This is a genomic window from Lachnospiraceae bacterium JLR.KK008, assembly GCA_037015955.1.
Lineage (GTDB): Bacteria > Bacillota > Clostridia > Lachnospirales > Lachnospiraceae > VSOB01.
On sequence record CP143548.1, the window covers coordinates 1,725,746 to 1,741,427 of the forward strand.

The 15,682-nt window shown below is 49.7% G+C and carries 14 protein-coding genes; 1 reads left to right on the plus strand and 13 read right to left on the minus strand.

The window, feature by feature from the left end:
• Nucleotides 1-109 precede the first annotated feature (109 nt).
• From proB to nth, 13 genes are read right to left on the minus strand one after another with little or no spacing between them, the layout of a single operon-like run.
• On the minus strand, nt 110-982 hold the full coding sequence (proB, locus tag V1224_08805) for a glutamate 5-kinase (protein ID WWR14607.1): 873 nt from the start codon (nt 980-982) through the stop codon (nt 110-112).
• Entirely contained in the window at nt 979-2,739 is a 1,761-nt protein-coding gene (locus V1224_08810) for an NAD(P)-binding protein (GenBank protein ID WWR14608.1), read from the minus strand. The genes proB and V1224_08810 overlap by 4 nt, the downstream gene beginning before the upstream one ends.
• Nucleotides 2,736-4,043 (minus strand): aminoacetone oxidase family FAD-binding enzyme, encoded by a 1,308-nt coding sequence (locus V1224_08815; GenBank protein WWR14609.1) that lies wholly within the window; start codon nt 4,041-4,043, stop codon nt 2,736-2,738. Before V1224_08815 ends, V1224_08810 begins: the two co-directional genes overlap by 4 nt.
• A gap of 30 nt (nt 4,044-4,073) precedes the next feature.
• The gene (locus tag V1224_08820; GenBank protein WWR14610.1) at nt 4,074-4,721 is read right to left on the minus strand and encodes a hypothetical protein; all 648 of its coding nucleotides are present in this window, start codon (nt 4,719-4,721) and stop codon (nt 4,074-4,076) included.
• A 59-nt stretch (nt 4,722-4,780) separates the two neighbouring features.
• Complete coding sequence (locus tag V1224_08825) at nt 4,781-6,427, minus strand: polysaccharide biosynthesis C-terminal domain-containing protein (protein WWR14611.1); 1,647 nt, start codon at nt 6,425-6,427, stop codon at nt 4,781-4,783.
• Between the two features lie 25 nt (nt 6,428-6,452).
• Nucleotides 6,453-6,959, minus strand: a complete 507-nt coding sequence (gene ybeY / locus V1224_08830) for an rRNA maturation RNase YbeY (protein ID WWR14612.1) — start codon at nt 6,957-6,959, stop codon at nt 6,453-6,455.
• Nucleotides 6,943-8,145 carry a hypothetical protein gene (locus tag V1224_08835; GenBank protein WWR14613.1) on the minus strand — a complete coding sequence of 401 codons (1,203 nt, stop codon included), beginning with the start codon at nt 8,143-8,145 and terminating at the stop codon, nt 6,943-6,945. The genes ybeY and V1224_08835 overlap by 17 nt, the downstream gene beginning before the upstream one ends.
• A gap of 19 nt (nt 8,146-8,164) precedes the next feature.
• A complete protein-coding gene (locus V1224_08840; protein ID WWR14614.1) occupies nt 8,165-9,190 on the minus strand; it encodes a PhoH family protein in 1,026 nt (341 codons plus the stop codon).
• A 6-nt stretch (nt 9,191-9,196) separates the two neighbouring features.
• Nucleotides 9,197-10,438 carry a sporulation protein YqfD gene (locus V1224_08845; GenBank protein ID WWR14615.1) on the minus strand — a complete coding sequence of 414 codons (1,242 nt, stop codon included), beginning with the start codon at nt 10,436-10,438 and terminating at the stop codon, nt 9,197-9,199.
• Nucleotides 10,439-10,452: 14 nt separating this feature from the next.
• Entirely contained in the window at nt 10,453-10,761 is a 309-nt protein-coding gene (locus V1224_08850) for a YabP/YqfC family sporulation protein (GenBank protein WWR14616.1), read from the minus strand.
• A gap of 21 nt (nt 10,762-10,782) precedes the next feature.
• Entirely contained in the window at nt 10,783-12,090 is a 1,308-nt protein-coding gene (locus tag V1224_08855) for a pyrimidine-nucleoside phosphorylase (protein ID WWR14617.1), read from the minus strand.
• A 33-nt stretch (nt 12,091-12,123) separates the two neighbouring features.
• A complete protein-coding gene (locus V1224_08860; GenBank protein ID WWR14618.1) occupies nt 12,124-13,320 on the minus strand; it encodes a VanW family protein in 1,197 nt (398 codons plus the stop codon).
• Between the two features lie 49 nt (nt 13,321-13,369).
• A complete protein-coding gene (gene nth, locus V1224_08865) occupies nt 13,370-14,011 on the minus strand; it encodes an endonuclease III (protein WWR14619.1) in 642 nt (213 codons plus the stop codon).
• Nucleotides 14,012-14,261: 250 nt separating this feature from the next.
• Between nth and V1224_08870 the strand changes: the two genes are divergently transcribed.
• Nucleotides 14,262-15,650 (plus strand): methyl-accepting chemotaxis protein, encoded by a 1,389-nt coding sequence (locus tag V1224_08870; GenBank protein ID WWR14620.1) that lies wholly within the window; start codon nt 14,262-14,264, stop codon nt 15,648-15,650.
• Nucleotides 15,651-15,682: the final 32 nt, after the last annotated feature.

Genomic DNA, 15,682 nt, shown 5'->3' on the forward strand with positions numbered 1-15,682 from the left:
TTTTCCGGTTTTTGTCTGTTCCCTTTTTATCTGTTCCTGCTCTATATCATATCTGTTCCTGCTCTATATCATATCTGTTCTTTTGTTCGTCCGCTTCCTACAACTGTCATCACGATCTGTGATAATCCGCCACAAAATCCGGCAGGTCAAAGTTTTCGTCTTTATGAGCACAGAAAAACGTGCCAAAGTCGCGTCCGTCCATTATGCGATGAATGATACGGATATCCTCACTGCTGGCGATGACCATATCCGCGCCCGCGCTCGTAGCGATTCTGGCAGCGATCAGCTTCGTGTTCATGCCGCCGGTGCCCACACTGCTCCCCGTGCTTCCCTTCCCCATCTCCATCAGGTTATCGTCAATCTCCTCCACCAGATCAATGAATCTGGCGTCTTTGTTCTGCCGCGGATCGTCCGTATACAGGCCATCAATATCCGATAAGAGGATCAGCAGATCCGCTCCGATCAGCGCCGCCACCACGGCCGAAAGCGTATCGTTATCGCCGATCTCGATCTCATACGTAGCGATCGTGTCATTTTCATTGACTATGGGAATTACCCCCAGCTTCAGCAGTTCGGAAAATGTATTGTGTGCATTGTAACGGTTGAGATTATCAACGATTGTGTTTTTCGTCATCAGGATCTGCGCCGTCACCTGACTATACTCCGCAAATATTTTCTGATACGTCGTCATCAGCTTCGCCTGCCCGATCGCCGCGCACGCCTGTTTGACTGCAATATGGCTTTCTCCGTACTCACTGTTGATGTCTTTGATATGTACCGCCTTGCGCCCGGCTGCGATCGCCCCCGAACTGACAAGCACGACATCTTTGCCCTGATTGCGCAGATCACACAGTTCCCGGATCAGCACCTCCATCCGGATATAGTCGAGATCGCCGGTCTCCGGGTGCTGCAGCGACGAAGAACCGATCTTTACCACGATCCGCTTTTTCTCTTTCAATCGTTCTCTGACGTTTTTGTTCATCCTCTCTTCTCCTCAAAAGGTCTGTATTTTGTGGTCACTGCCTCCGCCACGCGGACCCCGTCCATGGCCGCCGAAGTGATGCCGCCCGCATAGCCTGCGCCCTCCCCGCACGGATAGAGCCCTTCTATATTGCTCTGCAATGACTCGTCCCGCAGAATTCGTACCGGCGAAGAAGTCCGGCTTTCCACGGCCGACACGAGTACCTCATCGTCCGCAAACCCTGCGATCTTATGAGAAAACTGCTCCATGCCGTCCAGAAACGCCTCTGTCAGTTCCGGCGGCAGGATCTTCGTAATATCGCAGAGCCGGTATTTCCCTTTCATACATGGCGTAAGACTCATACCGTCCGTTTCGACGATTTCTCTGTCCGCCATGATTTGTACTGCCATATTTGCAGGATTTATGTCATTTTCAGACAGTTCCTGTCCTGTCCGTCCTGCAAGGACACTATCTGTCCGTCCCGCAAAGACATCCGCAGTCATCCCGGAAAGCTCCTTTTGCTTCCGCTGCCAAAATGTCTCCCGAAAGTCGCCCAGTCTCTGTACCGGTATGGCGCCGCCGCCCGCCCGGTACGCCGCTTCCTCCAGCGTCCTCTGAAATTGGATACCGGCCAGCGGATGCTCCGACGGAAAATCGTCCTTTTTCACAGACACGATAATCGCGCTGTTGGCATTCTCCCCGCTTCTGCCGCTGTAACTCATCCCGTTGACAGCAAGCCTGCCAGCCTCCGAAGAGGCGTTGACGACATAGCCTCCCGGACACATACAGAAGGAATAGACACTTCTGCCGTTCGCCGCCTTTGCCGCCAATTTGTAGGAGGCAGCCGAAAGCGGCGCCGGGTCCTCCCTGCCGTATTGTGAAAGATCGATCCGGCGCTGTTTGTGCTCCACCCGAAATCCTGCGGCAAACTCTTTTGCCTCCATGGAAATCCCTCTCTCATAGAGCATTTGAAACGTATTTCTGGCACTGTGCCCGATGGCAAACACCGCCGTTTCACACGGCAGCTCCTCTTTTTGGTTAATAACCAATCCGGTCAATCTCCCTGATTCGGTCAATATCCCTGTCACCTGCGCGCCAAAACGGACATTTCCGCCCAGCACCTCGATCTCTTTCCTCATATTTTTGACAACTTTGGCGAGAACATCGGTACCGATATGCGGTTTGCTTTCATACAGTATCGATGGATCGGCGCCCGCTGCCACGAACCGTCGCAGCACTTCCCTGTTCCTGCCGTCCCTGTCATGGACAAGTGTATTCAGCTTGCCGTCGGAGAATGTGCCTGCGCCTCCCTCGCCAAACTGTACGTTAGACTGCGGATTCAGCTTCCCGCTCTCCCAGAAAAGCGCGACATCCCGCAGACGGGTATCCACATCCTGACCCCGTTCAAGCAAAAGCGGCCGATACCCATGTTCTGCCAGCAGCAGACCACAGAAAAGTCCCGCCGGTCCCGTTCCCACGATCACCGGACGATTCGCCATCGGCGCCGTCCCCGGCTGCGGAAAGCAGTAATTCTTTTCTTCCACTATATTGAGCCTTTTGTCACCAGCCCGCCTGACCAGCTTCTGTTCCCGCGTAGCATGGCAGTCGATCGTATAACTGTAATACAATTCCGGTTTCCTTCTGGCGTCAAGAGAACGTTTCCTGATCTCATATTCCAGCGGTTCTTCCGCGCGGAGTCTTAACTGTCTCCGTATCTTATGTTCCAGCTCCCGCCGGGTATGTTCAACCGGCAGTTTTAACTGTTCTATCCGTATCATTTGCTCCCGATTCCTGTTTTTTTGTTCTTATTATTCTTATCATTCGTATTATTTTTATCGCTCCCTGTCCTGTGCGGATTCACGGTTCCCGCCGCCGCTCTGCCTGCGACCACACCACTCGTCCACGCCCATTGCAGGTTATAGCCGCCGCATCTGCCGTCCACATCCAGCATCTCTCCCGCCGCATAGAGTCCCCTGTGCCTTCTTGTCTCCAGACAGTCTGTCATCTCTGTCAGACGGATTCCTCCGGCACAGACCTGGGCCTGCGCAAACCCATTGGCTCCCGTCACGGTCACCGGCAGTCTCTTCATTTTCTGTCCCACCTCCAGCAGCCGCTTTGCAGGCACCTCGCCGACCTTATCCTGCGGCCTGATTCCTGACAGCTTCAAGATTACACCGACAATCTTTTTATGTATGGTACCGGTGAAAAACTGCTCCATATTCTCGAACTCAAGCATCTTTCTGCGAGCAAGCAGTGTCCTATCCCATGTCTCCTCGTCTGTATCCGGCATAAAATCGAGAAAGGCCGGCAGCGTTTTCTGACGCCGCAACGCCCTCACCGCATACCCGCTGAGCTGAAATACGGGAATCCCTGAGATGCCGTAGTCCGTCAGCTGCAGCTCCCCCGTTTCCGCCAGCTCCCCTTCCTCTGTGGCAAGCATGACCTGCGCATGGCACCGCACGCCTGCAAGCGCCTTAAAAAAAGGCTCCCCGCACCGAAGCTGCACAAGCGCCGGTGTATAAGGAATCCGTCTCAGAGAAAGGGCTGCCGCCAGTTCCATTCCATTTTCATCCGTCTCTTTTTTCAGTCCCGCCTTACTGCCGCAGGCTAAAATGATTCTATCAAATTCACGGACATAATGTCCATCGTTTCTTTCTATATGTACAAGGAAACATTTCCCGGTCTTTTCGATTCCCACGACCCGGCAGTCTGTCTCCAGCTCTACGTTTCTGTATTCCAGTGCAAAGCGCAGCACATCGAGCACTGCCGACGCCTGCTCACATTGCGGATACACATACCCGCTTTTTTCTTTAATCATCAGACCGAGCCGCTGAAAAAAGGCAAGCGTATCCTCCACTGTAAACTGCGCCAGTATCGGCGGAAGTCTCTGCGGGTCACTGCTGTGATAACAGCCACAGGAGAACTGCAGATTGGAGAGATTACACTTTCCGTTCCCCGTGGCAAGCAGCTTCTTGCCGATGCGGTCATTTTTTTCCAGAATCACAGCCTGTGCGCCGCACTCCGCCGCCGTGACCGCGGCTGCCATACCGGCCGCGCCGCCGCCAATAATACCGATTCTCATCCGTTCAAACACCTTTCCCCGCAAAACTGCTTAACTGGAATAAGACTCCAGAAAATGATAGAGCGCACCCTGTCCGCTGATCAGCTTTTTCTGAATGATCTCCTCCTGCAGCACTTCCGGAAGACTCTCTACACGAATATCCGTATACAGATAGACATTGTTCATATCTTCCTGATAGACCGTAATATAATGGTTTTCTGCCACCAGATAAAAGATCTCTTCCTCCGGCTCCTCAATCGCCTGATAGCTTTTGCGGATCAGCACCCGCTCACCGGAAAATGAGAGTACCTCCACCGAGATCAGGCCCCTTTGCTGCTCTTCCAGCGGTGGAGAAAGCTCATAGGAAGTCATGGCATCCACAAAACCTTCTCTGTCCATACCAATATACTTTCCCGGAATCTCTTCCACATGCTCTGTTGTATAATCCGTGTTTTTATCAAGCTCTTCGATACTCAATATCGTGTCACACGTTATGACATCAACGCTGCGGCTGTCCGTGGGCAGACTTTCCTGCTGCATATCCCCTGCCTCTGTTTCCGCCGTATACAGCTGAAACTCTCTCTCCTGCCCGGTATTCGGATAAAACCAGTGAAGATACGCGGAATTGGCATAAATGCCCGCCGCAAAGCCAACCAGCCCGATGATGAAAAATAAGCTGACTCTACCGATAAATTTCATGATATGACTCCTTTTATCATAGTATCAGCTTAATTTTAATTTTTATTCAATCGAAACACTTATAAAAGCCGCAATGCCTTCCCTGCCATACAGAGCCATCTTCCTCCGGGCACAAGACGTAGCTGCCGCTCACTTACACCCCGGAGCATAAGCAGTACGGCCGCATAGACCACACAGCCCAGCACGATACCGACAATCAGCAGTACAGGCGGAGACACCACCGACGCCAACGCCTTTGTCAGGCCAAACAGGACTACACCCATAACGGCCGACGCGACCGCCGCCGGCACATTGCTGCGCAGCAGACCATGCCGGAACCGGCACCTCCTCCGCACTGATGCCCCAAGCAGGGCCGTGAGAACAAAGGCGTATAACAAGTCCGCATAGAGCACGCCGGAAATATCGAGCTGCATGATGTCCAACATGACATAGAGCGCACCCATCTGAAAGGCAAAGGCCATGGCTCCGCAGGCCAGCGCCGAAGCCATCTTTTTCATCCCCCGAAGCGCCTCCGTCAGCACATAAGCAGCTGCAAAAAGTACGGCGGACAGACATCCTGTCAGCATCAGTTCCGAAGCCACCTGACCATTCTGCTGCGGAAAAAGCGTTGCCAGCAAAGGACCTGACAGTGTTCCAATCATCACAGACAATGGAAGAACGGCGATCATAACCGCCTGCATAACATTTTGGATAAAATCACTCGTCTGCTGATACTGCTCTCTCCGGTTCAGAGATACGATTCTGCTCTGCAGCGTAGCGCTCATGGCAATCGTCAGAACAAGCGGCAAAGCCATAAACAACTTGTACTTTCCATAGTACATGCCCCACTGCTGCGAGATAAGGGTCGTTTTCATACTGTCCCGGACAAGCAGCCGGAAAGCGATCTGCTGCGGCAGTACATAGCCCCACAAAAAGAGACCGGACAAGAAAGCGGCAAACAGAGAAGCAAAAAACGGAATCACCGTCATCCCCTCACTCCTTCGTCCGAACTCTTTTCCATTCTTTTTATAATATACATTCGCAAGCGGGTAGACGAGCAGCAAAAATAAAAATGACAGCGCAATCCCCAGAGCGACGCCCCCCGCAAACCCCAGGATGGCATAAGACAGAGCCGCCGTCTCATTTTGCAGAAGCGCTCCTACTTTCTGCCCATATCGACGCAGATACTCAGACAACGGAAATCCCACTCCCAATGTGACGCCCTGTTCCAGCAAAACAGAAAAGACCACCGGGAATCTCGCCCCACTGCCCATGAAAAATCCTCTGACAACGCCGTTCCATGCAGCAATCGGTACCGCCACAGACAGGGCCTGCAAGGGAAGCGCCGCCAGCGGCTCAAGCATCACATATTCTGCGATCAGCGTCCCGGCAAAAAATAAAAGGACGCCAAGTCCGCTTCCGACTACAGTCGCATACAAAAAAGCAATCCGCATCACCTTGCCCACACTTTTGTACTGTCCCTGCTTCAGTCTTACCTTTAAGAGTGCAGAGACTGCGATAGGCAGTCCGTAGGCAGCGATAAGACAGGCAAATGAGAAAACACCGAAAGCAGCCGCATAGATACTGTTCCCCTGATCTCCCAGTATCGCGGTCAGCGGAATACGCCGAAACAAAATACAGGCGTTGGCAAGCAGAAACGCCACCGCCATAATGCCGCCCTGTGCAATCAGATTCGCCTGTTTTTTCCTGTTCTTACGCACTGTCATAATGTTCCTTATTCCCGTATGTAATTCAAACTGACTCTCGTGTGATCCCAGCCAGATTCAATATAAGATTCTGTCTTTGTTCCATGATGGCCGCCTCCCGCGGCTCCATATGATCATATCCACATAAGTGTAGCATACTATGCGCGATAAGAAAAGCAAATTCCCTTTTTTCAGAATGCCCATAGGCCTTTGCCTGTTCCTTTACTTTTTCGGCGGAGATGATTATATCTCCAAGTAAAAGTTCACCGCTCTCCATATCAAAGCAATCCGCCGCTCGCTCTTCCAGATCAGAAAAGTCAGACGGCGCGGAAAATTCAAGATTGGGAAAAGAGAGCACATCCGTAGGTTTGTCCATCTCCCGGTACTGTCTGTTATACTGTCTGATCCCTTCGTTGTCCGTAAGAAGCAGACTGAGCTGGACTTCATAGGGGCAGTCTTCAACGGACAGCGCCTCCTCTATGACCATCTCTGCAATTTCGCGGACAGAAAAGGAAAATTGTGACTCTGTCTCATTGTCAACGTAAAAAGTCATAATACAGTTTCTCCCTTGTAAAGATCTCCTTCATCACAGACAGATCGTGGACCGTGATCAGGCTCGTATCCAGACTGCCGTTTTGCTGTTTTCTCGTAAAGATCATATCTACGACCTGATCATAATCCGGCTTTCCGTCCGGGTCCTTTTCAAACAGAAATAAGACAGAAGTGACGATGGCATCCGCAAACATTACAATCGTACTTTCCTTTGATACACACCGGCGGCTGGCGCACTCCAATATCACATCGCGGATCGTAACCGGAAACTCATATTCTTTGCACATTTTATGGATGATTTCTTCCTCTGTCTCCTCCTGATGGCCATTTTCCCGGTAAATTTTGCCAAAACGATGATAGTAGGCGCCTGCCTTTGCCAAAGCCACATCCGCATGAATGCTGGAAGCAATCCGTTCACTGAAATAAGCGGTGTGCAGGGCAAGAAAATAATCGTCTTTGGCTTCTTTTTTCAGTTCGGCCATCAGCTCGAATTCCGGGTCATTCACCTCCAGATAACGGTTTCTGTACTGATGAATCACAGAAAAGCTGAAATATTTGAGCACACAGAGAAACAGAAGGCCGGTCAGACAGACATTCATGACAGGCATGAGAAACATTTCCCATGTGAGTCTTTCATTGATAAACAAAACGATCGTCGCCGTCTCCGCCACAAAGAAAAACAACATCGATGTAATCGTGGGAATGCCAACCTGAAATGACTCGTCCAAATTGCGAAACAGAAGGATCGCCATACTGCCGCTCAAAAAATAGAGAAAAAATACATTCAGAGAGGCCTCCGACAAAAATGCCGCAAACATTATGATCGCCCCATAAGAAAAGAGCCCCAAAAACGCATTGCTGAAAAAAGACAGCGCAATCGCGAGTGCAACGACCGGCCACACCGAAAAAGGAAACAGCGGCAACAGGCAGGCAAACAATGTCCCTGTCACAAAAAAGAAGAGGAACCTCGTCAAATGAAGAGAATTGTTGTAGTCCAACTCGTCCTCCAGATCATAATGATACCAGCCATAGACAACACAGAGCGCACAGACAGTAAACATGACCGTATTGCGGATCTGCTCATTTTCCGGTCTCCCATAGAGAAAACTGGCGCCCGCCGAAAAAAGGCATGACAACAGGATGAGGAAGATCCCCGGTAAGATTTTTTTTCTGTTAAGTTTTTTCATGCTATCTTCCTATCTATGATTATCTTCGGTTTTCATATCCACCGTTTCTGCGGCTTCTCTTTTTTACCTCTTCCTTTTTCACAGCCGCATGGCTTGTCTCATAAGTTTCGTAAGCCTTGACAATCTGCTGGACAAGGGGATGCCGCACGACATCTTTACTTGTCAACTGGCAAAATGCAATCTCTTCCAGCTTCCGCAGAACCCGCAGAGCCACGTCCAGTCCTGACTGCACGCCCTCAGCCAGATCTTTCTGGGAGGCATCTCCTGTGACGATCACCTTCGAGCCAAAGCCAATTCGGGTCAGAAACATTTTCATCTGTGCAGGAGTCGTATTCTGTGCCTCATCGAGAATGATATAGGCATTGTCCAGCGTCCTGCCTCTCATATAAGCCAGCGGTGCAACTTCAATCAATCCCTTTTCCATATTTTTGGAAAAACTTTCTGCGCCCATGATCTGATACAGGGCATCGTACAACGGCCGCAGATAGGGATCTACCTTACTCTGCAAATCTCCTGGCAGAAAGCCGAGCTTCTCTCCTGCTTCGATAGCCGGCCTGGTAAGAATAATCCGCCCCACTTCATCGTTTTTGAAAGCTGTGATCGCCATTGCCATCGCCAGGTATGTCTTCCCGGTTCCGGCAGGCCCCAGGCCAAATGTAATCATATGGCTCCTGATCGCATCCACATATTCTTTCTGACCGAGTGTTTTCGGCTTTACGGGTTTCCCGCTGACCGTGTGACAGATCGTCTCCTGATCAATGCCAAGGAGCGCGTCTTCCTTCTGTTCGTAGCTCATTTCCAACGTATAATTAACGTTTTGCTGTCCGATCTGATTGCCGCGCTCGGACAGCGCGGTCAGATTTTTGAGAACGCTTTCTGCCTGCAAAGCATTTGCCTTTTTACCGGTGATCTTGATCCCCTCGTCCCGATTGACAATCGTGACACAAAGTTCTTTTTCTATTTTTCTGATGTAAGAATCGTACTCCCCGAACACATTCCTCATGTGCTCCGCCGGGACTGACATTTTCAATGTAAATTCATCCATCTGTCATTACTCCTCCGTAACCTGTGTGCCGTCTTCCGTATCGGAAGGCAGTACTGTCTCCGTCGCCACAAGCGTCCCTGTCTTTTCCACAACGACAAAATCCGCCTCCATCACATAGTGCACGGAATCTTTTACTATTTTAACATCTTTTTGAATAATTTGTACCCCCTTTTCTTCTAAAGTTTCCACGACACGGTCTAATTTTTCCTGACATAACTGTTTCGCCTGTTCATCCGTATATTTTTTCTCCAGCAATTCATATTCCCGGTAACAGTAACTGCCCAGGCTGACGGGGAGAGACAGATCTTTCAGCACTTCAAGTCTGTTTTCATTCACAAGGCAGTCGCTTCTGTCAAATTCAATGTGGATCCCCGGCATACGCAGTTCCTTCTCAAAAACGCGCAGATACGGGACCTCTTTCACATTACCGGTATAGACTTTGCACTGGTAGGATATGGGAAGTTTTTCTTCATAGCGATAGCTGCATTGCAGATAAATATCCGCATCGGCTTTACAGAACAGATAGTCCTTCACAGCCGCATCCTCCCCGTAGACAGGCACTGCGCCGCTGACAAGGATTTCTCCCGGCTCCACCTCGTCCTCAATTTTCACAAGCGGTACGCCACTCCTTGTGACCATACGCACGATCTTCCCGTTCTTGGTGGCCTTCAAGTCCATACCCTCGCTCTCCGCTGCCTCAATCACCGGTGTGCCTCTGCTGTTTTCCTTGATCTGGATCACAAGTTTCGTACCGTCCAGTCTCGCGGAAGTCCATGTGACGATGGCAAACTCCTGACGGATCGCCTTTTCCAGTATCTCAATGTCCAGATCTTTCTTTTTGCTGCCGCACCGGATCTCATTCTCCTCCAGAAAATCCATCAGCACATCCGTCGTCAGACCGCTGTTGCCCGTAATCTCAATCGTCCATATGTAATAAGACGTTCCATGAAGAAATAAAAGACAACCCAGAAGTCCTAAAATAAAAATACTCCGTTTTCTCATGCGGGGAATCAAAAAGGGCAGTCCATATTTTTGTAAAATGGCTACCCTTGTCTTTGTCTTCTTTGTCACAGGTCTCAGTTCCCGAAAACCGGAAATGCTGATGCACATCGTATAAAACGCCCCATGATTGGCAATGTCCCACAACAGAATATTGCGGTTGCTGCACAGATTCATAAAACGTTCCGGGGAATATCCCCACACCTTGATCCTCATATATCCACGCAGATAATGAAAGAACTTCTCCATGGCCGTCCTCCTGTCTATTCATACTTAACACATTCAATACATCCACTGATCTTCATGTCCTCATTTGTATAGTAGTCAATCGACAAACATTTCCCCGATATACAGATTTGGCAGGTCTTACCCTGCAAGAGCACAAACGTGTCGCAATATTCAATTATGCCTTTATAGTTTTCGATCCAGGCTTCATAATTTCCGGTCAATGTGACAATAGAAGCTCCCAAAAGCAGATCTTTTGGAAGCTTCAGAGAATCTACCACCTGTTCTTTTCTGGTCGCGGTTTCATAAGCATTGTTGGACTTATTTTGTTTGATTTTCTTCTTCATGCTACAATATATGTAGCCTGATCAGGGAGTTATGACTCCTTTTATGAGCGGACTACTTTCCACCGGATTCTCACTGAACGAATAGGCCGAGAGGAAACGTTCTTTCGCCAGTTTCATCTTCTCTCTGTCATTTCCATGCAAAACTGCCAGCGCCTCTCCCTTTTTCACATAATCGCCCTTCTTTTTGCGGAGCACAATTCCCACAGACAGATCGATCTCACTCTCCTTCGTCTCTCTGCCGCCGCCGAGCACCAGAGAACACATACCGATCTCCGCGCACGCGATATGAGAGACATATCCTTCCTGGTCCGACAAAATCTCTTCCATGTATGCGGCCTGTGGCAGTGACTGTGGATGAAACACGGCATTGCTGTCTCCGCCCTGCGCTTCTATAAACTGTGCCAGCTTCTTCAAAGCCGCACCGTTCTTGACTGCATCAGTCAGTTTTTGCCGCGCCTGCGCTTCGTTCTCCGCCTTGCCTCCGGCTATCAGCATATAACTGCCAAGCGTCAGACACAGTTCCATAAAATCATCCGGCCCATGCCCGTTTAACGTGTCAATGGCCTCCTTCACCTCAAGCGCATTGCCGACGGCCAGGCCCAACGGCTGATCCATGTCGGTAATCACGGCGTACGTCTTTCTGCCGGCGTTATTGCCGATCGCTGCCATCTCTCTGGCAAGCGCAAAGGAATCTTCCTCTGTCTTCATAAACGCGCCGCTTCCGGTCTTTACATCAAGCACAATGGCATCGGCTCCGCTTGCCAGCTTCTTGCTCATGATCGAACTGGCGATCAGAGACATGTTATCTACCGTCGCCGTCACATCACGCAGCGCATACAGCTTTTTGTCAGCGGGAGCCAGATCTGCGGTCTGTCCCATAATTGCGATGCCAATCTCATTCACATTGCGGACAAATGTCTCCGTGGAAATCGCCGTGGAAAATCCCTGAAAACTTTCCAGCTTATCAATCGTCCCACCCGTATGTCCAAGTCCTCTGCCGCTCATCTTCGCCACAGGAATACCGCAGGCGGCTACCATCGGTGTCAGCGCCAGTGACGTCTTGTCCCCCACGCCGCCGGTACTGTGCTTGTCTACCTTGATACCATGAATACCGGACAGATCAAGCGTATCGCCGCTGTATTCCATGCTTTCTGTCAGCCAAAGCGTCTCCTCCTCATTCATTCCCCGAAAATAGATCGCCATCATCATGGCTGACATCTGATAATCCGGAATCGTTCCCTCCGTAAATCCCCCGACCATATACGAGATCTCTTCTTTTGTCAGAGACTGCCCGTCTCTTTTTTTCATGATCAGATCATACATTCTCATATGCGATCCCCCGCTTTTTATATGGTAAAATTCTTACCGTTCATCCTCATCTTCCTCTTCCTTTACCATCGGGCTGTATCTTGACGTTCCAAGGAATCTGTCTTCTGTCACTGTACCGTCCACGGTAACTTCCAGATAGGCGTTGGCTGCCAGTCCGCCTTTTCTCACCGCATGAAGCCGATAAGTCGTACCTGCTGTCAGTAAGTCGTTCGTATAAATATTGACCGTCAGATTCTTCCCTTCGGTATATGCCTCAAAGAGCACCGGGAACGGGTAATCGTTGCGGACTTTCAGATCCTTGCTGCCACTGGAAATCGCAGCGTCCATACCAAGCGGCAGATAATGTACCGGCATACTGTGCGGATGACGCTCAACGACCGTCAGTCCACCGTTCATGACCGCATTATAGATCGTAGAGGATACCTGGCAGATACCACCGCCCATCCCGGGAACGACTTTCCCTCCCACATAAGTGCCGGCCTGTCGGTATCCGTTAGCGGAAGTCCGAGGCAAAAAGGCTTTATTCATGGAGACTGTCTCCCCCGGCTGCAACACCAGCTGGTTGACATTTCCGGCTGCAATCTGTATATTGCGGATCCGGTTGGCAGAGCTTCCGCGAAAGCTCGTCGTACAGCTTCCCTCAAGAGAATATTTGTTGGCTGTGATCTCTTCCGGTATTTCCGGGTAGACTTCCGTCACACTGTCATCCTTTAACTCGATCGTCTGATCCGCCATGTCAACCGTCGCCAGCATCTGCAGCAGTGTGAAATAGACCTGTTCTCTTCCAACTTCAGTAATCTGGCAATAACCGGCCGCCGCCGGATAAGTCTGGATCGTATTTGTCAGCGCATCATAATAGTAAAAGGCCTCTCCCTCACCGGCAGGCACACCCATCAACACCGTGTTAATGTCCGTGAGGAACGTATCGAGCAGCGTCCTGTCCGGAATATGACACAGTCTGCTTCCGTCCGCATTATCCTGCACGACCACTTCCATTGTCGCCAGATCCGCCATCGTTCTGGCAAACTCATAGCCCTGTACTTTTATGACCAGCCGCTGCGCCGGGACAGCCTCCTTCAACGCTCCGATCGTCGTCACATAAGGGCCTCCCTCTCCTTCAGCGTGCGCTGTCAGCCCTGTACCCCCGATCAGCAGCAATAACAGTACAAGAGCCGCGAGCTTTCCCCTTATTCCTTCGTTTCTGAACTTACTTTCCGTGAAACTCCTCATCTCCTTGATACTCCATCCCTTTCCTTATATTAATGTTCTTTTTACAAGATCATCCATCTACTCCTGTCCTTCTACAAATATCCTGAACACAACATCTCTCGCAGTACGGTTTCGTGCGGGCGGTACATACTTCTCTTCCGTGATACACGAGACGATGGCAAAAATCGCTGCCCTCCTGAGGCGGTATGAGTTTCCACAATTCCCGCTCCACTTTGGCAGGCTCTTTGATGCCGTCCACCAGTCCCATCCTGTTCACCAGACGGATACAGTGCGTATCAGTGACAATCGCCGGTTTCCCGAACACATCTCCCATAATCAGGTTAGCGCTTTTCCTGCCTACACCGGGAAGTGACAACAGCTTGTCAAATTCATCCGGCACATTTCCTCCGTACACATCCCGGATCATCCTCATACAGGCACTGATGTCTCTCGCCTTGCTCTTACCAAGCCCGCAGGGACGGACAAGCCTCTCGATTTCCTCCACCGGTGCCTCCGCCAGCGCGTCCACATCCGGAAACACTTCATAGAGTTTTTCCACGACCACATTCACTCTGGCATCGGTACACTGTGCAGCCAGACGCACGCTCACGAGCAGCTTCCAGGCCTGATTATAATCGAGCGTACATCCGGCGTCGGGATATTCTTTCTTCAGCCGTTCTATGATTTCCAGCGCAAGTTGCTCTCTTGTCATTTGTTGTTTTTACTCCTTCTTATGTATTGTCAATACAGAGGATCATCGTAACTCCTGAAAATAAGAGTTATTCTTATTATATATGATTCCGGTACAAATTTCAATAAGCTGTACACGCACTGCAGGCCTTGAATTTCATAATATAATTCTATAATTTAAATGAAAAAAAATTGTAGAAACTATTGTAAAATTTTTTAATTTTATGTTAAGATGTACAAGGATATATTACGTTTAAAGGGAGGACGTACATATGAGGCTTGGGAAAACCCCGTCAAAGCTGGCAAAGGAGGTTGCTGAGCTGAAGGAGATTATAAGAGCCATCGCTGAAATGAAGGACACTGATTACTCCGCTCAGCCCGAATTAGCAGCTATTTACCAGAGACTCACAACAAACAGAAAGCAGTTTGAGGAAGTTCTCGAAAAAAATATCAAGGCGGTCATGCAGATCAGCTCTCTTGATCTGGCCATGCAGTACCATACGGATAAGATCATCCAAATATCCGATCAGGTGGCTCAGGCTACCGAAGTCATTTTCGGTTCCTCATCCGGAAAAGCCGACAATCGTCATGAAGAACTGACCAATACGATTATCAAGGCTTCCGAACATACCGAAGATGTCTATAAAAAAATCGAATCCGGACAGGATGAACTGACAACAATCAAAGAACTTTCTATCCAGACAATGGACGCATCCAGAGCCATGCAGAAAGACATGAGTGAACTGTTTGATATTATCAACCAGATGAACAAGGTAATCGCCGGCATCAACTCCATCTCTTTCCAGACAAATCTGTTGGCGTTAAACGCCTCCATTGAGGCGGCCCGGGCCGGGGAAGCAGGAAGAGGTTTTGCAGTCGTAGCTGACGAAATCCGTGAACTGGCAGAACAGACACAGAAACTGACAGGGAACATGGGGACGTTTGTTGGGAATATCAAGATCGCATCAGAAAAGAGTTCTAAGAGTGCGGAAGGTGCGATTGGCACTCTCGGTATGATGAATGAGAGAATAGAAGGTGTATGGGAGTTAAACAGCGAGATCCAAAGTCATGTTTCCGGAGTCAATGATCTCATCAGCTCCCTCGCCGCAGTCAGTGAAGAAATCAGCAGCGCTATGGCGGAAATGGAAAATCAGCTGAAAGACTGCACAGTCTTTATGCGTGGCGTTGGGGAAGAAGTCCAGGAAGAAATAAAGCCGGTTTCTCATATAGAAAAGACGCTGGATGATTCCATCAAACAGATGGGAAGCATGACAAACGATGCTTTCTTATATTTGCATCCGACAAAATTTGGTGAATATGTAAAAGCTGCTATCGGCGCTCACAAGACATGGCTTCAAAATCTGCGAAAGATGGTCGACGAAAAGACGATATTGCCACTGCAGCTCGATTCCACCAAGTGTGCGTTCGGTCATTTCTACTATGCCGTTATGCCCAAAGCACCGGCTATCATTCCAGTCTGGAATGCTCTTGACAATAAACATAAAAGATTCCACTCATTTGGTGCGGAAGTGATCAATGCCCTGAAAACGCAAAACTATGTGCAGGCGGAACAGATCTGTCGCGATGCAGAGAATTATTCAAGAGAACTGCTCTCTGACCTTGAAAAGATCTATCAGATGTCTCAGAATAATTATCATTAACAGTTCAAATAAGACTCCATGGAGCCGACTGC

What these genes read in the sequence shown, in the direction of transcription:
- V1224_08845 (WWR14615.1), bottom strand. Translation starts at nt 10,438, where the DNA reads ATGGAGAAGTTCTTTCATTATCTGCGTGGATATATGAGGATCAAGGTG.
- V1224_08855 (WWR14617.1), bottom strand. Translation starts at nt 12,090, where the DNA reads ATGAGAATGTATGATCTGATCATGAAAAAAAGAGACGGGCAGTCTCTG.
- V1224_08870 (WWR14620.1), top strand. Translation starts at nt 14,262, where the DNA reads ATGAGGCTTGGGAAAACCCCGTCAAAGCTGGCAAAGGAGGTTGCTGAG.
- ybeY (WWR14612.1), bottom strand. Translation starts at nt 6,959, where the DNA reads ATGACTTTTTACGTTGACAATGAGACAGAGTCACAATTTTCCTTTTCT.
- V1224_08815 (WWR14609.1), bottom strand. Translation starts at nt 4,043, where the DNA reads ATGAGAATCGGTATTATTGGCGGCGGCGCGGCCGGTATGGCAGCCGCG.
- V1224_08840 (WWR14614.1), bottom strand. Translation starts at nt 9,190, where the DNA reads ATGGATGAATTTACATTGAAAATGTCAGTCCCGGCGGAGCACATGAGG.
- V1224_08825 (WWR14611.1), bottom strand. Translation starts at nt 6,427, where the DNA reads ATGACAGTGCGTAAGAACAGGAAAAAACAGGCGAATCTGATTGCACAG.
- nth (WWR14619.1), bottom strand. Translation starts at nt 14,011, where the DNA reads ATGACAAGAGAGCAACTTGCGCTGGAAATCATAGAACGGCTGAAGAAA.
- V1224_08860 (WWR14618.1), bottom strand. Translation starts at nt 13,320, where the DNA reads ATGAGGAGTTTCACGGAAAGTAAGTTCAGAAACGAAGGAATAAGGGGA.
- V1224_08810 (WWR14608.1), bottom strand. Translation starts at nt 2,739, where the DNA reads ATGATACGGATAGAACAGTTAAAACTGCCGGTTGAACATACCCGGCGG.
- V1224_08835 (WWR14613.1), bottom strand. Translation starts at nt 8,145, where the DNA reads ATGAAAAAACTTAACAGAAAAAAAATCTTACCGGGGATCTTCCTCATC.
- proB (WWR14607.1), bottom strand. Translation starts at nt 982, where the DNA reads ATGAACAAAAACGTCAGAGAACGATTGAAAGAGAAAAAGCGGATCGTG.
- V1224_08820 (WWR14610.1), bottom strand. Translation starts at nt 4,721, where the DNA reads ATGAAATTTATCGGTAGAGTCAGCTTATTTTTCATCATCGGGCTGGTT.
- V1224_08850 (WWR14616.1), bottom strand. Translation starts at nt 10,761, where the DNA reads ATGAAGAAGAAAATCAAACAAAATAAGTCCAACAATGCTTATGAAACC.